This window comes from Enterobacter cloacae (genome assembly GCF_013375935.1).
In the GTDB taxonomy this organism is placed as follows: Bacteria; Pseudomonadota; Gammaproteobacteria; order Enterobacterales; family Enterobacteriaceae; genus Enterobacter; species Enterobacter pasteurii.
This window is the reverse complement of record NZ_CP056117.1, coordinates 1192790-1209122: the sequence shown is the minus strand read 5'-3', so window position 1 is coordinate 1209122 and position 16333 is coordinate 1192790. Positions and strand designations below refer to the sequence as shown.

Genomic DNA, 16333 nt, shown 5'->3' with positions numbered 1-16333 from the left:
ATGCCGCTCCAGGCCTTTATCCACAAAGATGTTGTGGCAAACAATAGGCAATCAGGAAGACGGCGGACAGGAGACAAAAAGGCCATTTACTGGATTTTTGTAATGTCGGAATGAAAATGCGATCCGCCTCGACATTTCGCACTGACCTCACATTAAGCAAACCGTCACAACCTGTGAGTGAAATCTCACTTTTAAGGTGATATTACATTTGTCCAGCTTTTGGCAGTTTTGTCACATGGCGCGCCTCATCATCACGCTCGTATGCTGTTTCGCATAATTGACGATTGGTTTCAGGAGTGTGTATGGCTCTGGTAGTGGAATTTACCTGTGAACTGCCCAACGGCGTTCACGCGCGTCCGGCAAGTCATGTGGAAACGCTGTGCAATACGTTTATCTCGCAAATTGAGTGGCATAACCTGCGTACGGATCGTAAAGGCAATGCCAAAAGCGCGCTGGCGCTGATTGGTACCGATACGCTGGCGGGCGATGCCTGCCGCCTGCTGATCGATGGTGAAGACGAGCAGCATGCCCGCCAGCAGCTGGAACGGTGGCTAAAAGAGGAGTTTCCGCATTGCGACGCGCCGCTTGAAGGGGTAATCAGCACGGAGCTGGATCCGTTGCCGGAATCGCTGACACGCCTGAACCCGACGCTGTTTCGCGCCACTCCGGTATGCAGCGGCAGCGCACGCGGCATCCTGACGTTACTGACCTCGCTGGACCTCAACGCCCTGACCGATTTACCCGACGCGCAAACCGTTGAAGCCGAGCAGTCGGCGCTGGATAACGGGCTGACGCTGCTGGTCAAACACATTGCGCTGCGCGCGCTGGACAGCGACAGCACCGCCAGCGCTATTCTTGAAGCCCACCGCTCGCTGGCTACAGATACCTCGCTGCGTCAGCACCTCCTGTCAGGAGTCAGCCAGGGCCTAAGCTGCGCCCAGGCCATCGTCGCCACGGCAAACCATTTCTGCGACACGTTCTCCCGTTCCAGCAGCGCCTATTTGCAGGAGCGCGTGCTGGACGTGCGCGACGTCTGCTACCAGCTTTTACAACATATCTACGGTGAAGCGCGTTTCCCGGCTCCCGGCCAGCTGACGCAGCCGGGCGTCTGCCTCGCGGACGATCTTACTCCCGGGCAGTTCCTTGAACTTGATAAAACGCTGCTTAAAGGGCTGCTGCTCAGAAGTGGCGGCACCACCTCGCATACCGTGATCCTCGCGCGCTCCTTCAATATTCCGACGCTGGTGGGCGTCGACAGCGAAAGCCTGCTGCAATGGCGCAATCAGCCTGTATTTGTGGACGGCAATGCCGGTGCGGTGGTCGTCAATGGCAGCGAGGCTGTGGCGCGTTATTATCGGCAGGAAGCGCGCGTCCAGCAGGCGATACGCGAGCAACAGCGCGTCTGGCTTGACCGTGAAGCCAGAACCGCCGACGGCCTGCGCATTGAAATTGCCGCCAACATTGCCCACGCGGTGGAGGCCCAGGCAGCGTTTGGTAATGGTGCCGAAGGCGTGGGCCTGTTTCGCACTGAAATGCTCTATATGGATCGTGCCAGCGCACCCGGCGAAAACGAGTTGTACAACATTTTCTGTCAGGCGCTGGAAAGTGCAAATGACCGCAGCATTATTGTGCGCACCATGGATATCGGCGGCGATAAGCCGGTGGAGTACCTGAATATCCCGGCCGAGAACAACCCGTTCCTCGGCTACCGCGCCGTGCGCATATATGAAGAGTATTCACCGCTTTTCACGACCCAGCTTCGGGCGATCCTTCGCGCCTCTGCCCACGGAAACCTTAAGATCATGATCCCGATGATCTCCTCCATGGAAGAGATCCTGTGGGTGAAGGAGAAGCTCGCCGAAGCGAAGCAGCAGCTCCGTGCTGAACATATTCCGTTTGATGAGAAAATCCCGCTCGGCATTATGCTGGAAGTCCCTTCGGTGATGTTCATCATCGATCAGTGCTGCGAAGAGATTGATTTCTTTAGCATCGGCAGCAATGACCTGACGCAGTATCTGCTGGCCGTGGACCGCGACAACGCCAAAGTCACGCGCCACTACAACAGCCTGAACCCCGCCTTCCTGCGGGCGCTGGACTACGCGGTGCAGGCCGTTCACCGCCAGGGTAAGTGGATTGGCCTCTGCGGGGAGTTAGGCGCGAAAGGATCGGTACTGCCGCTGCTGGTGGGTCTGGGGCTGGACGAACTGAGCATGGGCTCCCCTGCCATTCCTGCCACCAAAGCACGCCTGGCGCAGCTTGATAGCCGCGCCTGTCGCCAGCTGCTGAACCAGGCCATGGCGTGTCGCACCTCGCTTGAAGTAGAGCACCTGCTCGCCCAGTTCCGCATGAACCAGCAGGATACGCCGCTGGTCACGCCACGCTGTATTTCGCTGGATAACGACTGGAACAGTAAAGAAGAGGTCATGAAAGGCATGACCGATAACCTGCTGCTCGCCGGGCGATGCCGCTATCCGCGCAAGCTGGAGGCCGACCTGTGGGCGCGCGAAGCGGTATTTTCAACCGGGCTGGGTTTTGGTTTCGCCATTCCACACAGCAAATCAGAACACATTGAACAATCCACCATCAGCGTCGCCCGCCTGAAAGCGCCTGTGATGTGGGGGGACGAGGAGGCGCAATTCATCATCATGCTGACGCTGAACAAACACGCCGCCGGCGACCAGCATATGCGCATTTTCTCCCGCCTGGCCCGCCGCATCATGCATGACGATTTTCGCAGTGCTCTGGTTAATGCCAGCTCTCAGGAGGCTATCGCTTCCCTGCTGCAACACGAATTAGAACTCTAAAACGAGGAAGAGTGATGGAACTGTATCTGGATACCGCCAACGTGGCGGAAGTTGAACGCCTTGCACGTATTTTTCCGATTGCGGGCGTGACCACCAACCCAAGCATCGTAGCCGCCAGCGGCGAATCTGTCTGGGAGGTACTGCCGCGCCTGCAGCATGCTATCGGCCCGGAAGGCAGGCTGTTTGCCCAGACCATGAGCCGCGACGCAGAAGGAATGGTGGCGGAAGCAAAACGGCTGAGCAATGCCCTGCCGGACATCGTGGTAAAAATTCCCGTCACCGCGCAGGGGCTCATCGCGATTAAGGCGCTGAAAAAAGAGGGAATTACCACGCTGGGTACCGCCGTTTACAGCGCCGCTCAGGGGTTACTGGCCGCGCTGGCTGGAGCAAAGTATGTCGCACCGTATGTAAACCGCGTCGACGCGCAGGGCGGTGACGGCATTCGCACGGTACAGGAGCTGCAATCCCTGCTGGAACTGCATGCGCCAGAGAGCATGGTGCTGGCTGCCAGCTTTAAAACGCCGCGCCAGGCGCTGGACTGCCTGCTGGCCGGCTGCGAGGCAATCACGCTTCCCTTAGACGTAGCGCAACAAATGCTCGGCACGCCGGCGGTAGAGTCAGCTATAGAGAAGTTCGAGCAGGACTGGAAAAACGCGTTTGGTAACCTCAACCTCTAAGGGAGAAATGTTATGGACCGTATTATTCAATCGCCGGGGAAGTACATCCAGGGCGCTGATGTTCTCACTCGTCTCGGCGACTACCTGAAGCCGCTGGCGGCTCGCTGGCTGGTGGTGGGCGATAAGTTTGTGCTGGGTTTTGCCGAAGAAACCCTGCGTCAGAGCTTTAAAAAAGCTGAACTTCATGCTGAAATCGCGCCGTTTGGCGGCGAATGTTCGCAAAACGAAATCGATCGCCTGAAGAAACTGGCCGACAGCGCCGACTGTCTGGCAGTGCTGGGCATCGGCGGCGGCAAAACGCTGGATACCGCCAAAGCGCTGGCGCACTTTATGGACGTGCCGGTGGCCATTGCGCCGACCATCGCCTCCACCGATGCGCCGTGCAGCGCCCTTTCCGTCATTTACACCGACAGCGGCGAGTTCGACCGTTACCTGATGCTGCCGCACAACCCGAACATGGTGATTGTCGATACCAAAGTGGTTGCCGGCGCGCCCGCGCGCCTGCTGGCCGCCGGGATTGGCGATGCCCTCGCAACCTGGTTTGAAGCACGCGCCTGCTCGCGCAGCGGTGCCACGACCATGGCGGGCGGCAAGTGCACCCAGGCAGCGTTAGCGCTGGCCGAGCTGTGCTACAACACGCTGGTTGAAGAGGGCGAGAAAGCAATGCTCGCGGCGGAGCAGCACGTCGTCACCCCCGCGCTGGAACGCATTATCGAAGCGAACACCTATCTGAGCGGCGTGGGATTCGAAAGCGGCGGGCTGGCGGCGGCGCACGCCATTCACAACGGCATGACGGCGGTGCCGGATGCACACCATTTCTACCACGGTGAAAAAGTGGCGTTCGGCACGCTGACGCAGCTGGTGCTGGAGAACGCGCCGGTTGAGGAAATTGAGACCGTCGCCGCGCTTTGCCACAGCGTTGGGCTGCCGATCACGCTGGCGCAGCTGAACATTAAAGAGGATATTCCGGCCAAAATGCGTCTGATTGCGGAGGCATCTTGCGCAGAGGGAGAAACCATCCACAACATGCCGGGCGGCGTGTCGCCGGATCAGGTGTACGCGGCGCTGCTGGTAGCCGACCAGTACGGGCAGCGGTTCCTGGAAGAGTGGGAGTAAACCGCGTTAATAAAAATCCCCGCACCGGCGGGGATTTTTTTGCCTGTGGCCTGGCCAGCGTTAGCGCTGACCGGCGAAGGGCTACTTCAGGTCAAACCGATCCAGATCCATGACCTTCGCCCATGCGGCAACGAAGTCGCGCACGAACTTCTCGTGTGCATCGCTGCTGGCGTAGACTTCGGCCAGCGCGCGCAGAACGGCGTTAGAACCGAATACCAGGTCGGCGCGGGTCGCGGTGTATTTCACCTCACCGCTGGCGCGATCGCTGCCGGTAAACAGCTCGTTTGTGTCGTCGGCTGCTTTCCACTGGGTGTTCATATCAAGCAGGTTCACGAAGAAGTCGTTGCTCAGCACGCCCTCGCGGTTGGTGAACACACCATTCTTGCTGCCATCGAAGTTTGCGCCCAACACGCGCAGACCGCCGATCAGCACCGTCATCTCCGGCGCGGTCAGCGTCAGCTGCTGGGCTTTATCAATCAGCAGTGACTCGGTTGTGGACACATCCACCTCGGCACGGTAGTTGCGGAAGCCGTCGGCAATCGGTTTGAGCAGGTTGAACATCTCAATATCCGTCTGGTCCTGACGCGCATCCACGCGGCCCGGGTTAAACGGTACGTTGACGTAAACGCCTGCCTCTTTTGCCGCCAGCTCAACGCCCACGACGCCCGCCAGCACGATAATATCGGCCAGTGACGCTTTGTTGGTGGTGCGCTGGATAGCTTCCAGAACCGGTAACGCGCGCACGGCAGCGGCGTTAACGTCCCAGTCGCGCTGAGGCGCAAGCGCCAGGCGCGCACCGTTGGCGCCGCCACGCTTGTCGCCGCCGCGGAAGGTCGATGCAGACGCCCAGGCGACCGAGACCAGCTCGCTTACGGAGAGACCCGAGGCTGCGATTTCCGCCTTCAGGCTTTCGATATCCTCTTTCGACGGGCTGAACACCGGCTGCGGCAACGGATCCTGCCAGATCAGATCTTCTTTCGGCACTTCCGGACCGATGTAGCGCGCTTTTGGCCCCATATCGCGGTGGGTCAGTTTGAACCACGCGCGCGCAAAGGCTTCGTTGAAGGCCTGCGGATCGTTCAGGAAGCGACGGGAAATCTTCTCGAATTCCGGGTCAAAACGCAGCGTCAGGTCGGTGACCAGCATGGTTGGCTTGCGTTTTTTCGACGGGTCGAACGGGTCCGGCATGATCTCAGGCGCGTCTACGGCTTCAAACTGAATCGCACCTGCCGGGCTGCGGGTCTGCACCCATTCATATTTGAACAGGTTCTCGAAGAAGTAGTTGCTCCACTGGGTTGGGGTTTGTGACCAGATAACCTCCAGCCCGGAGGTAATGGCGTCAGCGCCAATACCGGTACCGTGCGTGCTGGTCCAGCCTAAGCCCTGCGCTTCAATCGGTGACGCTTCCGGGTCGGTGCCGACGTGCGTCGCTTCACCTGCGCCGTGGGTTTTGCCGAGCGTATGGCCGCCCGCAATCAGCGCAACGGTCTCTTCGTCATTCATGCCCATGTTGCCAAAGGTGGCGCGGATCGCGGCTGCCGCAGACAGCGGTTCACCGCTGGCGTTTGGCCCTTCCGGGTTTACGTAAATCAGACCCATTTCAGTGGCCGCCAGCGGGCGCTTCGCCAGCGCTTCGGGGTCACGGTGGGTCAGCCAGGCTTTTTCATCGCCCCAGTTCACGTCCAGATCCGGTTCCCAGACGTCTTCACGCCCGGCGCCGAAACCAAAGGTACGGAAACCTGAGTTCTCCAGCGCCACGTTACCCGCGAGGATAAACAGGTCAGCCCAGGAGATTTTTTGTCCGTATTTTTGCTTGATTGGCCACAGCAGGCGACGAGCCTTATCCAGGCTGACGTTATCAGGCCAGGAGTTCAGAGGCGCAAAGCGTTGTTGACCGCGTCCGGCACCGCCGCGCCCGTCAACGGAGCGGTAAGTCCCCGCGCCGTGCCAGGCCATACGGATGAACAGGCCCGCATAGCTGCCCCAGTCGGCAGGCCACCACGGCTGTGAGTCGGTTAACAGCGCCTTGAGATCGCCCTTAAGCGCGGAATAATCGAGCTTGCTGAATTCTTTGCGGTAGTCGAAGTCTTCACCCAGCGGGTTAGAACGACTGGAATGTTGGTTTAAAAGATCGATGCGGAGTTGTTTAGGCCACCACTCTTTGCTGCCGGTACCTGCACCCGCGCTGTGATCGACGCCGCCCTGGTGGAACGGGCATTTGCCGGCGGATGCCGCGTTATTGGTCTCGTCTGACGTGCTCATCGCTATGCTCCCTTTACAGTGTTACCGTTACGATATACACCACTAGCGATAAGAGATAGTTGAATTAATCCACAGATTCGATAGTTAATACCTTTTAACTATCGGTTCGATTAAAAAACCCTCATCTCTGTGAGGGCTTTTACCTTACAGGGCAGGACGAACGCCGAGCGTATGGCAAATGGCGTAGCTCATTTCCGCACGGTTCAGGGTATAGAAGTGGAAATCTTTCACCCCTTCGCGGCTCAGGATCTTAACCATGTCCATGGCGATATTGGCCCCCACCAGCTTGCGGGTTTCCGGATCGTCGTCCAGCCCTTCATACATTTTGGACATCCACAGCGGAATGCGCACGTTGGTCATATCAGCGAATTTCTTCGCCTGCTTAAAGTTTGAGACCGGCAGAATGCCCGGGATAATTTCGACGTCAATACCCGCTGAGACGCAGCGGTCACGAAAGCGCAGGTAGCTTTCCACATCAAAGAAGAACTGAGTAATGGCGCGGTTGGCACCGGCCTCCACTTTACGCTTCAGGTTAAGCAGGTCTGCCTGGGCGCTTTTCGCTTCCGGATGCACTTCAGGGTACGCCGCAACGGAGATGTCGAAGTCGGCAACCTCTTTCAGCAGCCCGACCAGATCGGTGGCAAACATCTCTGGCTTACCGCTGCCCGGCGGGAGGTCGCCGCGCAGGGCCACAATGTGGCGAATACCGTTGTTCCAGTAGTCCTGGGCAATGGCGCGCAGTTCGTCTCGGGTGGCGTCGATACAGGTCAGGTGCGGTGCCGCTTCCAGACCGGTTCTGTCTTTAATGCCCTTGATGATGCTGTGCGTGCGGTCACGTTCACCGGAGTTCGCGCCGTACGTCACGGAGACAAACTTTGGCTTCAGGCTGCTCAGGCGATCGATAGAGCTCCACAGGGTTTGCTCCATTTCACTGGTGCGCGGCGGGAAAAATTCAAAAGAGACGTTAATCTGGCCGTTAACTTCGGCCAGGCTCTGATTCAGTGCTTCCCGCTGGTTGGCGTGAAAAAAGCTCATACCTTACCTCTATCTTTCGCGTGTCGTTGTTTGTTGTGTTGTGAACTTCTATACGTTTAGACGTCCAGATGTAAAAATGACGGAAAAGCGGAGTGACGTCAACAGAAATAATCAACAATAACGGTGAGGATTGTTCAGGGAAGATGAAGGTAGTTCATGATGGGGGGAAAAGACCGCACCGAGCAGTCCCCTCTCCCCTTTGGGGTGTACGGTCCGGGGACATGGTAGACAGGTGTTCGGGGACATGGTGAACACTTTTTAACATCCTTTACCCATGGTGATCGACTTTTTCTTCAGGTCGATCACCCCCACTTTCGTGCTGTACCACCACACCTCGTAGCGGCCGTCTTCCTGCATCTCCTTCAGCCCGACCCGTTCTCCCCTGAACGCCTTGCCTGCGCTCAGACTTACCCCTTTCACGCTCAGCTTTCCGCTGATATCCACTTTCCTGACCATCACGCCCTCGTCGTATTCCGGGGGCGGTGTGTTGCCGCTGTACTGCCGTACAGACGGCTTATACCGCGAGCCCGGCACCGCCATATCCAGCGCCTCATGCGGGCGTTCAAGGTTATATACCGTCCGCCAGTGGTCGAAGGCGCGCTGCAGCTCGCCCTCGTTCGCAAACCACTTCCCCTGCAGCACCTCCGTCTTCAGGCTGCGGTGAAAACGCTCCAGCTTGCCCTGCGTCTGCGGATGATACGGCCGGGAGTGCCCCACCCGGATACCCAGACGCATCAGCCACAGCTCCAGCCCCGTCCAGGTGCCGGTGGTGTCTCCCCACGGGGCGCCGTTGTCCATTGTCATCCGGTCCGGCAGGCCGTAACGCTCAAACACGCTGACCAGCTGCTGCTGCACGGTCTCGCGCCGTTCATCGGTACAGTGCGCCAGGCACAGGGAAAAACGGGAGTGGTCGTCCAGCAGGGTGAGCGGATGGCAGCGGCCCCCGCCAAAGGGAAAGTGGCCCTTAAAATCCATCTGCCAGAGGCGGTTCGGCGCGTCATGTTCGAACCGTCCCGTGACGGGAATGCCCGGTGAAGTGCCCGGCAGCAGACCATGGCGGGCCATAAGGTTATGGACGGTGCTGAAGGCGGGCATAGTGTGCCCCTGGTCTTCGAGCCAGTGCTTTATCTTGCGTGCGCCCCAGCGTTGATGGCGGCCATGGGCCATACGCAGCAGGGCAGTGATGTCGTCAGATGAGCGGTTCGGGGAATGGTGCGGTATGCGCGGGCGGTCCTGAAGGCCGGAGGCACCTTCCTCTCCCCAGCGGCGAAGCCACTTGTAGCCGGTCGCAGGTGAAATGCCAAAGTGACGGCAGAGGGAACGGATGTTCGCCCCGTCCTGCGAGGCGAACAAAACAAACTCGGTACGTAATGACATGGTATCTCTCGCATCCCAGGGCATAAGCGACTCCATAAACGGGTTCTTATGCCTTAGTTGTAAGTGTCTACCATGTCCCCGAACAAGTGTTCACTATGTCCCCGGACCGTACATGGGGAGAGGGTTAGGGTGAGGGGTGGATTACAGCAGCTTAGCCAGACGGTTGATGTCCGACTGGATCGCGCCGGCGGTTACATCGCGTCCCGCGCCCGGGCCACGGATCACCAGCGGGTTATCGCGGTACCAGCGGCTTTCAATGGCGAAGACGTTATCGCACGGCAGCAGTGCCGCCAGCGGATGCTCAGGGCGCACCGCCTCCACGCCCACGCGCGCTTTACCGTTAGCCTCGAAGCGCGCCACGTAGCGCAGCACCAGCCCCATCTCGTTAGCCGCTTCCAGACGTTGCACCATTTGCTCGTTCAGCTCGTCACCGTTCTCGAAGAAGCGATCGACAGACCCCTCCTCGCAGCCCGCAGGCACCAGCGACTCAACGCGAACCTGGCCCGGCTCAATGTCGTAGCCCGCTTCACGCGCCAGGATCACCAGCTTACGCATCACGTCTTTACCGGCAAGATCAACGCGCGGATCCGGCTCGGTTAAGCCCTGCTGCCACGCCTGATCCACCAGGTCGGTGAACGGTACGGTGCCGTCAAATTGCAGGAACAGCCAGGAGAGCGTGCCGGAGAAGATGCCGCTCAGCGCCAGAATGCTGTCGCCGCTTTCAATCAGGTCGCGCACGGTATGGTTAACCGGCAGGCCTGCGCCAACGGTGGCGTTATAGAGCCAGTGACGACCGGTTTTTTCGAACGCGTCGTGGATCTGGCGGTATTTATCGGTGCTGCTCGCCCCCGCCAGCTTGTTGGCGCTGATGACGTGGAAACCATGGCTGGCGAAATCCAGATACTGATCGGCAAGCTGTTCGCTGGCGGTGACGTCCAGCACCACCAGATCGTCGTACGGGTGCGCGCGCATCCACAGGAACAGCGACTCTTCGTCCTGCTCAACCGCTTCATCGTTAAAGAAGGCCAGCGCCCGGCTGGCGTCCAGCCCTTCGTATTTCAGCAGGCTGCGGCGGCTGTCCACCACGCCAGCAAGAATAAATTCAAACCCGGTACGCGCCGAAAGGGTAACCTGCTCGCGGGCGAACAGCTCCAGCCAGCGGGAACCGATATTTCCTTTCCCAAACAGCACCAGGCCGATGCGTTTCTCCGCGCGGAACAGCGAGGTATGCAGACCCTGAATCAGGCTTTCGGTTGGCCCTTTACGCAGCACGGCCACCAGGCTAATGCCCTCTTCCGACTGCCAGGTAAACTCAACCGGCTGGCCTTTCAGCTGCTGCCAGAAACGGTGGCAGTGCAGCGGGTTACGGGTGACGCCCGCCCCCACCATCGCCACCAGCGCCAGCCCCTGACGCAGACGAAGCTCGCCCGGCAGGCCCGCTTCATCAAGAATTTTCAGGGCGCTGTCCACCACTTCAGCGGTGTAGCAGAACTGCAGCAGCTGGCGATCGTTATGCACGCCCACGGCCAGCGGACGCACCTGGGCACGTTTCAGGATCGTGTCGATATCTTTATGCGCCAGCCTGAAGTCCTGGCCCGCGGGCACCTGGAACTCAATCAGGCAGATGTCATCGTGGCTGGTAACAATACGCGCCCCGGTACCGGATGCCAGCACGCGTTCGATGCGCGTGGAACCCTGATCTGGCGTGTAGCTACAGCGCAGCTGTAGATCGATGTCGCTGCCGGAAACCGGCTGCAGCGTGCGGGCGTGCAGCACCGGTGCCGCCAGACGGGCCAGCTCGCTGGCTTCGTCGAGACGCAGCAGCGGCAGCAGGCAGGCGTCTTTCACCTTGCGCGGGTCAGCGCTGTACACACCGGCCACGTCGCTCCAGATGGTGACGCGGGACACCCCCGCCAGCGCGCCGATCTGCGTTGCCGAATAGTCAGACCCGTTACGCCCCAGCAGCACGGTTTCGCCCGCGTTGCTGCGGCTGATAAAGCCGGTGACGACGATACGTTTACCCGGATGCTGCACCAGCAGCTGTTGCAGCAGCGGGTAGGACAACCCTTCATCCACCTGCGGCTGTGCGGCACGTTCGGCGCGCAGGAAATCACGCGCGTCGAGCCAGGCCGCGTCCACACCCAGGTGTTGCAGCACGGCAGCCATCAGGCGCGCGGACCACACTTCACCGTGGCCGACCACTTCGGCGTACACGGCATCGGTGATCCCGCTGTCCAGCAGGGCAGCCAGGCGCTCAAGGTCATGCGTGAAGGCGCTAATCAGCCCGTCCGCCACGTCCGCAGGCAGCAGGCCGGCAATCAGCTCGCTCTGGTAACGACGTAAAGACTGTTGCACCTGATGCGCAGAGAGGCGATCGGTCTGGCTGAGCTTCAGCCAGCTAATCAACTGGTTGGTGGTGCTGCCCGCCGCGGAGACAACCATCATGTCCCCCGGCTGTGAATACTCTGTCATGATCCCTGCTACGCGCAGGTAACATTTCACATCAGCAAGACTACTACCACCAAACTTGTGCAGCTGACGACCCTTCGCCCCTGCCTGCGCTATCACACTCATGATTACCCCTTGGCTGCGACCCGGAAGCCATTTTCCAGATCGGCAATTAAATCTTCAGAATCTTCAATACCGGTCGAGATACGCAATAGCGTCTCGGAAATCCCGGCGGCGGCACGTGCTTCTGGTGCCATACCCGCGTGCGTCATGGTCGCGGCGTGGGAGATCAAGCTTTCAACCCCACCTAAGGATTCCGCCAGCGTAAACAATGACAGCCCGCTCAGGAAGCGACGCAGCGTTTGCTCGTCGCCGTCCAGTTCAAAACTTAACATCGCGCCAAATCCCTTCTGCTGGCGCGCGGCAATCTCGTGCCCCTGGTTTTCCGGCAGCGACGGGTGATAGAGCTTCTTCACCAGCGGCTGGGTTTTCAGGAAATCGACAATCGCCTGGGCATTGCGCTGCGCCACGTCCATACGCGGAGAAAGCGTACGGATGCCGCGCAGCAGCAGGTAGCTGTCGAACGCACCTGCGGTGACGCCAATGTTATTGGCCCACCATGCCAGTTCCGTGACAACGTCGGGATCTTTGGCAATCACCACGCCCGCTACCACGTCAGAATGGCCGTTCAGATATTTAGTGCATGAATGCAACACCAGATCGGCACCCAGTGCGAGTGGGTTCTGAAGGGCCGGACTGAGGAACGTATTATCCACTACACTTATCGCTCCCGCATCCCTTGCGAGCTGACAAATTTTCGCAATATCGACGACGCGCAGCAGTGGATTGCTTGGACTTTCCACCAGAACCAGCTTCGGCCGCTCGGCCAGCGCCTGTTTTAGCGCCTGTTCGTCGTTTTGATCGACAAACAGCACGCGGTAGCAGCCGCGTTTCGCCAGGCTATCAAAAAGACGATAGCTGCCGCCGTAGCAGTCGTGCGGCGCAACCAGCAGGTCGCCCGGCTTCAGGAAAACCGTTGTCACCAGGTGAATAGCGGACATGCCGGTATTGGTTAATACTGCACCTGCGCCACCTTCCAGCTCCGCCAGCGCGCGCTGGGTCACGTCACGCGTAGGGTTGCCGCGACGCGAGTAATCATGCGCGCGGGGTTCATTAAATCCGGTGAAGTTATAGGTACTGGAAAGATGAATGGGCGGGACTACGCAGCCGTACTGCTCGTCATCATTTAATCCGCTACGCACTGCGATAGTGGCCTGTTTACGCGTCATGGTGAGGGCTTCCTGGCGAATGAGGTGAAAAGTCAGTCACCAGAGTAAACATTGAAAGTATGGACGTCAATACATCTGGACATCTAAACTTCTTTGCGTATAGATTGAGCAATGCGCAAATAGCCGTTAAAATTATATGCTTTAGGACACGCTGCAGCGGCAATATCCGTGCCTCGGTATCGTCTCTACGGTAAACTACGCAAGATTACGGTTCAAAACCGTCAGTTACCGGTTTTGCACCTTTAGATTAATGACTGAGAGGATTAAAGGTATCTCATGGCTGAATGGAGCGGCGAATATATCAGCCCATACGCTGAGCACGGTAAGAAGAGTGAGCAAGTAAAGAAAATTACGGTTTCCATTCCTCTGAAGGTGTTGAAGATCCTCACCGATGAACGTACGCGTCGTCAGGTGAACAACCTGCGTCACGCAACCAACAGCGAACTGCTTTGCGAAGCGTTCCTGCATGCGTTTACCGGCCAACCGTTGCCGAACGATGACGATCTGCGCAAAGAGCGTAGTGACGAAATCCCGGAAGAGGCGAAGGTGATCATGCGTGAACTGGGTATCGACCCGGAGACGTGGGAATACTGATAAGCGGATACAAAAAAGGCACCTCGCGGTGCCTTTTTTTCGGGAAACTTATTTAGCGCCCGGGATGCTGAAACGCTTGTTGAAGCGGTCAACACGGCCACCGGTTGCAACATCACGCTGCTTACCAGTGTAGAACGGGTGGCATTTGCCGCACACGTCCAGGTTCAGATCGTGACCCACGGTAGAGCGGATCTGGATAGAGTTACCGCAAGAGCAGTTTGCAGTAATCATTTCGTATTTCGGGTGAATATCTTTTTTCATGGGAGAACCTCAGTTAAGGCCGCGTCGCTCTTCCAGCCCTAACGCCAGACACCACGCGATGTTGAATGTAAGTTCTTTGGCGTAAACTACACCAAAGGCGGCGAATCATACAGAATTTGACCAACGTATGCAAACTGAACCGCACGCCGCTTTCACTAATGTGTATACTAACGCGCCACTTTTCAAGTCAGGAAGATTCGATGCCCGTCGCTCACGTTGCCCTGCCCGTTCCGCTTCCCCGCACCTTTGACTACCTGCTGCCCGACAGCATGAGCGCCAAAGCGGGCTGTCGCGTGACCGTGCCGTTTGGCAAACAGCAGCGCGTAGGGGTCGTGGTTTCCGTCAGCGAACAGAGCGAACTGCCGCTTAACGAGCTGAAATCGGTTGTTGAGGTCCTGGACAGCGAGCCCGTTTATACTTCCAGCGTCTGGCGACTGCTGCTGTGGGCGGCAGACTATTATCACCATCCGGTTGGCGACGCCCTGTTCCACGCGCTGCCGATTATGCTGCGCCAGGGAAAGCGCGCCAGCCATGCGTCGATGTGGTACTGGTTTGCCACCGAGCAGGGTCAGGCCGTGGACATTAACAGCCTGAAGCGCTCGCAGAAGCAGCAGCAGGCGCTGGCGGCGCTGCGCCAGGGAAAAATCTGGCGCCATCAGGTGGACGAGCTTGAGGTCAGCGAGACCGCGCTACAGGCATTACGAAAGAAGGGGCTGAGCGAGCTGGCCAGCGAAGCACCCGCCCTTCACGACTGGCGCGACGGCTTTTCCGTCTCGGGCGATCGCCTGCGTCTTAACACCGAGCAGGCCACCGCCGTGGGGGCGATTCACAGCGCCTCCGACCATTTTTCCGCCTGGCTGCTGGCGGGCGTCACCGGCTCCGGTAAAACCGAAGTTTATCTGAGCGTGCTGGAAAACGTGCTCGCGCAGGGCAAACAGGCGCTGGTGATGGTGCCGGAAATCGGCCTGACGCCGCAAACCATCGCCCGCTTTCGCGAGCGCTTTAATGCGCCCGTTGAGGTGCTGCACTCCGGCCTGAACGATAGCGAACGCCTCAGCGCCTGGCTGAAGGCAAAAAATGGCGAAGCGGCGATTGTGATCGGCACCCGTTCCTCGCTGTTTACGCCGTTTAAAAATCTCGGCGTTATCGTAATAGATGAAGAGCACGACAGCTCCTATAAGCAGCAGGAAGGCTGGCGCTATCACGCCCGTGACTTAGCGGTATACCGCGCGCACAGCGAGCAAATTCCCATTATTCTCGGCTCCGCCACGCCCGCGCTCGAAACGCTGCACAACGTTCGCCAGCGCAAGTACCATATGCTGCGCCTGACCCGCCGCGCGGGAAATGCCCGTCCGGCGATCCAGCACGTGCTGGATCTGAAAGGTCAGCAGGTGCAGGCCGGGCTAGCCCCGGCGCTGATTAGCCGCATGCGTCAGCACCTGCAGGCGGGCAACCAGGTGATCCTGTTCCTTAACCGACGCGGCTTCGCGCCCGCCCTGCTGTGCCACGACTGCGGCTGGATTGCCGAGTGCCCGCGCTGCGATCACTATTACACCTTCCACCAGGCTCAGCGCCACCTGCGCTGCCACCACTGCGACAGCCAGCGCCCGGTGCCGCGCCAGTGCCCGTCCTGCGGCTCAACGCATATCGTGCCGGTCGGTCTGGGCACGGAACAGCTTGAACAGGCGCTCGTGCCCTTCTTCCCGGACGTGCCGGTTTCCCGTATCGACAGGGACACTACCAGCCGTAAAGGGGCGCTGGAACAGCAGCTGGCGGAAGTGCATCGCGGCGGCGCGCGCATCCTGATTGGCACCCAGATGCTGGCGAAAGGGCACCATTTCCCGGACGTGACGCTGGTCGCCCTGCTGGACGTCGACGGTGCGCTGTTCTCAGCAGACTTCCGCTCCGCCGAGCGTTTCGCCCAGCTTTATACCCAGGTGGCGGGTCGTGCCGGGCGCGCGGGGAAACAGGGCGAGGTGGTGCTGCAAACGCACCATCCTGAACACCCGCTGCTGCAAACCCTGCTGCACAAAGGCTATGACGCCTTCGCAGAGCAGGCGCTGGCCGAACGCCAGACGATGCAGCTCCCCCCGTGGACCAGCCACGTCCTCATCCGCGCGGAAGACCATAATAACCAGCAGGCACCGCTTTTCCTGCAACAACTGAGAAACCTGCTGCAAGCCAGCCCGCTGGTGGACAATCAGCTGTGGATTTTAGGCCCGGTGCCCGCGCTCGCTCCGAAGCGCGGCGGCCGTTTCCGCTGGCAAATTTTACTTCAGCATCCCTCGCGTATCCGTTTGCAGCAGATCGTCAGCGGCACGCTGGCGCTGATTAATACCCTGCCGGAAGCGCGCAAAGTAAAGTGGGTACTGGACGTCGATCCGATTGAAGGCTGAATGCGGATCGAAAAATTTAACGCGCCTCACACTTTTTATGAAAATTCTGTAACCGATTCCATTAACTATCTGTA

Annotated in this window: 11 protein-coding genes; 5 read left to right on the top strand and 6 right to left on the bottom strand. The window is 59.0% G+C overall.

Annotated features, from left to right (window positions below):
- Positions 1-302 precede the first annotated feature (302 nt).
- From ptsP to gldA, 3 genes are read left to right on the top strand one after another with little or no spacing between them, the layout of a single operon-like run.
- Positions 303-2804 carry a phosphoenolpyruvate--protein phosphotransferase gene (gene ptsP, locus HWQ14_RS05715; protein WP_176609199.1) on the top strand — a complete coding sequence of 834 codons (2502 nt, stop codon included), beginning with the start codon at positions 303-305 and terminating at the stop codon, positions 2802-2804.
- Positions 2805-2818: 14 nt separating this feature from the next.
- Positions 2819-3481, top strand: coding sequence for a fructose-6-phosphate aldolase (gene fsa / locus HWQ14_RS05710; protein WP_176609198.1), 663 nt, complete (start codon positions 2819-2821; stop codon positions 3479-3481).
- 12 nt (positions 3482-3493) lie between these two features.
- On the top strand, positions 3494-4597 hold the full coding sequence (gldA, locus tag HWQ14_RS05705) for a bifunctional L-1,2-propanediol dehydrogenase/glycerol dehydrogenase (protein ID WP_176609197.1): 1104 nt from the start codon (positions 3494-3496) through the stop codon (positions 4595-4597).
- Between the two features lie 81 nt (positions 4598-4678).
- Here the strand turns inward: gldA and katG are convergent, their stop codons facing one another.
- From katG to metB, 5 genes are all read right to left on the bottom strand, one after another.
- Entirely contained in the window at positions 4679-6859 is a 2181-nt protein-coding gene (gene katG / locus HWQ14_RS05700) for a catalase/peroxidase HPI (RefSeq protein WP_176609196.1), read from the bottom strand.
- A 144-nt stretch (positions 6860-7003) separates the two neighbouring features.
- Complete coding sequence (gene metF, locus HWQ14_RS05695) at positions 7004-7894, bottom strand: methylenetetrahydrofolate reductase (protein ID WP_176609195.1); 891 nt, start codon at positions 7892-7894, stop codon at positions 7004-7006.
- Between the two features lie 258 nt (positions 7895-8152).
- On the bottom strand, positions 8153-9295 hold the full coding sequence (locus HWQ14_RS05690) for an IS481 family transposase (protein ID WP_432418025.1): 1143 nt from the start codon (positions 9293-9295) through the stop codon (positions 8153-8155).
- A gap of 117 nt (positions 9296-9412) precedes the next feature.
- Complete coding sequence (locus tag HWQ14_RS05685; protein ID WP_176609194.1) at positions 9413-11845, bottom strand: bifunctional aspartate kinase/homoserine dehydrogenase II; 2433 nt, start codon at positions 11843-11845, stop codon at positions 9413-9415.
- A gap of 2 nt (positions 11846-11847) precedes the next feature.
- Positions 11848-13008, bottom strand: coding sequence for a cystathionine gamma-synthase (metB, locus tag HWQ14_RS05680; protein WP_126304437.1), 1161 nt, complete (start codon positions 13006-13008; stop codon positions 11848-11850).
- Positions 13009-13284: 276 nt separating this feature from the next.
- Between metB and metJ the strand changes: the two genes are divergently transcribed.
- Positions 13285-13602: a met regulon transcriptional regulator MetJ gene (metJ, locus tag HWQ14_RS05675; RefSeq protein ID WP_003862042.1), complete on the top strand. Its 318-nt coding sequence runs from the start codon at positions 13285-13287 to the stop codon at positions 13600-13602.
- 48 nt (positions 13603-13650) lie between these two features.
- On the opposite strand, the gene rpmE is transcribed toward metJ, so the two are convergent.
- On the bottom strand, positions 13651-13863 hold the full coding sequence (gene rpmE / locus HWQ14_RS05670; protein WP_003862040.1) for a 50S ribosomal protein L31: 213 nt from the start codon (positions 13861-13863) through the stop codon (positions 13651-13653).
- A 200-nt stretch (positions 13864-14063) separates the two neighbouring features.
- Between rpmE and priA the strand changes: the two genes are divergently transcribed.
- The gene (priA, locus tag HWQ14_RS05665; protein ID WP_176609193.1) at positions 14064-16259 is read left to right on the top strand and encodes a primosomal protein N'; all 2196 of its coding nucleotides are present in this window, start codon (positions 14064-14066) and stop codon (positions 16257-16259) included.
- Positions 16260-16333 lie beyond the last annotated feature (74 nt).

Bases quoted from the DNA above. Each gene is read 5' to 3' on its own strand.
- metF (WP_176609195.1), bottom strand. From the start codon at position 7,894: ATGAGCTTTTTTCACGCCAACCAGCGGGAAGCACTGAATCAGAGCCTG.
- gldA (WP_176609197.1), top strand. From the start codon at position 3,494: ATGGACCGTATTATTCAATCGCCGGGGAAGTACATCCAGGGCGCTGAT.
- metJ (WP_003862042.1), top strand. From the start codon at position 13,285: ATGGCTGAATGGAGCGGCGAATATATCAGCCCATACGCTGAGCACGGT.
- rpmE (WP_003862040.1), bottom strand. From the start codon at position 13,863: ATGAAAAAAGATATTCACCCGAAATACGAAATGATTACTGCAAACTGC.
- HWQ14_RS05690 (WP_432418025.1), bottom strand. From the start codon at position 9,295: ATGCCCTGGGATGCGAGAGATACCATGTCATTACGTACCGAGTTTGTT.
- ptsP (WP_176609199.1), top strand. From the start codon at position 303: ATGGCTCTGGTAGTGGAATTTACCTGTGAACTGCCCAACGGCGTTCAC.
- fsa (WP_176609198.1), top strand. From the start codon at position 2,819: ATGGAACTGTATCTGGATACCGCCAACGTGGCGGAAGTTGAACGCCTT.
- katG (WP_176609196.1), bottom strand. From the start codon at position 6,859: ATGAGCACGTCAGACGAGACCAATAACGCGGCATCCGCCGGCAAATGC.
- metB (WP_126304437.1), bottom strand. From the start codon at position 13,008: ATGACGCGTAAACAGGCCACTATCGCAGTGCGTAGCGGATTAAATGAT.
- priA (WP_176609193.1), top strand. From the start codon at position 14,064: ATGCCCGTCGCTCACGTTGCCCTGCCCGTTCCGCTTCCCCGCACCTTT.
- HWQ14_RS05685 (WP_176609194.1), bottom strand. From the start codon at position 11,845: ATGAGTGTGATAGCGCAGGCAGGGGCGAAGGGTCGTCAGCTGCACAAG.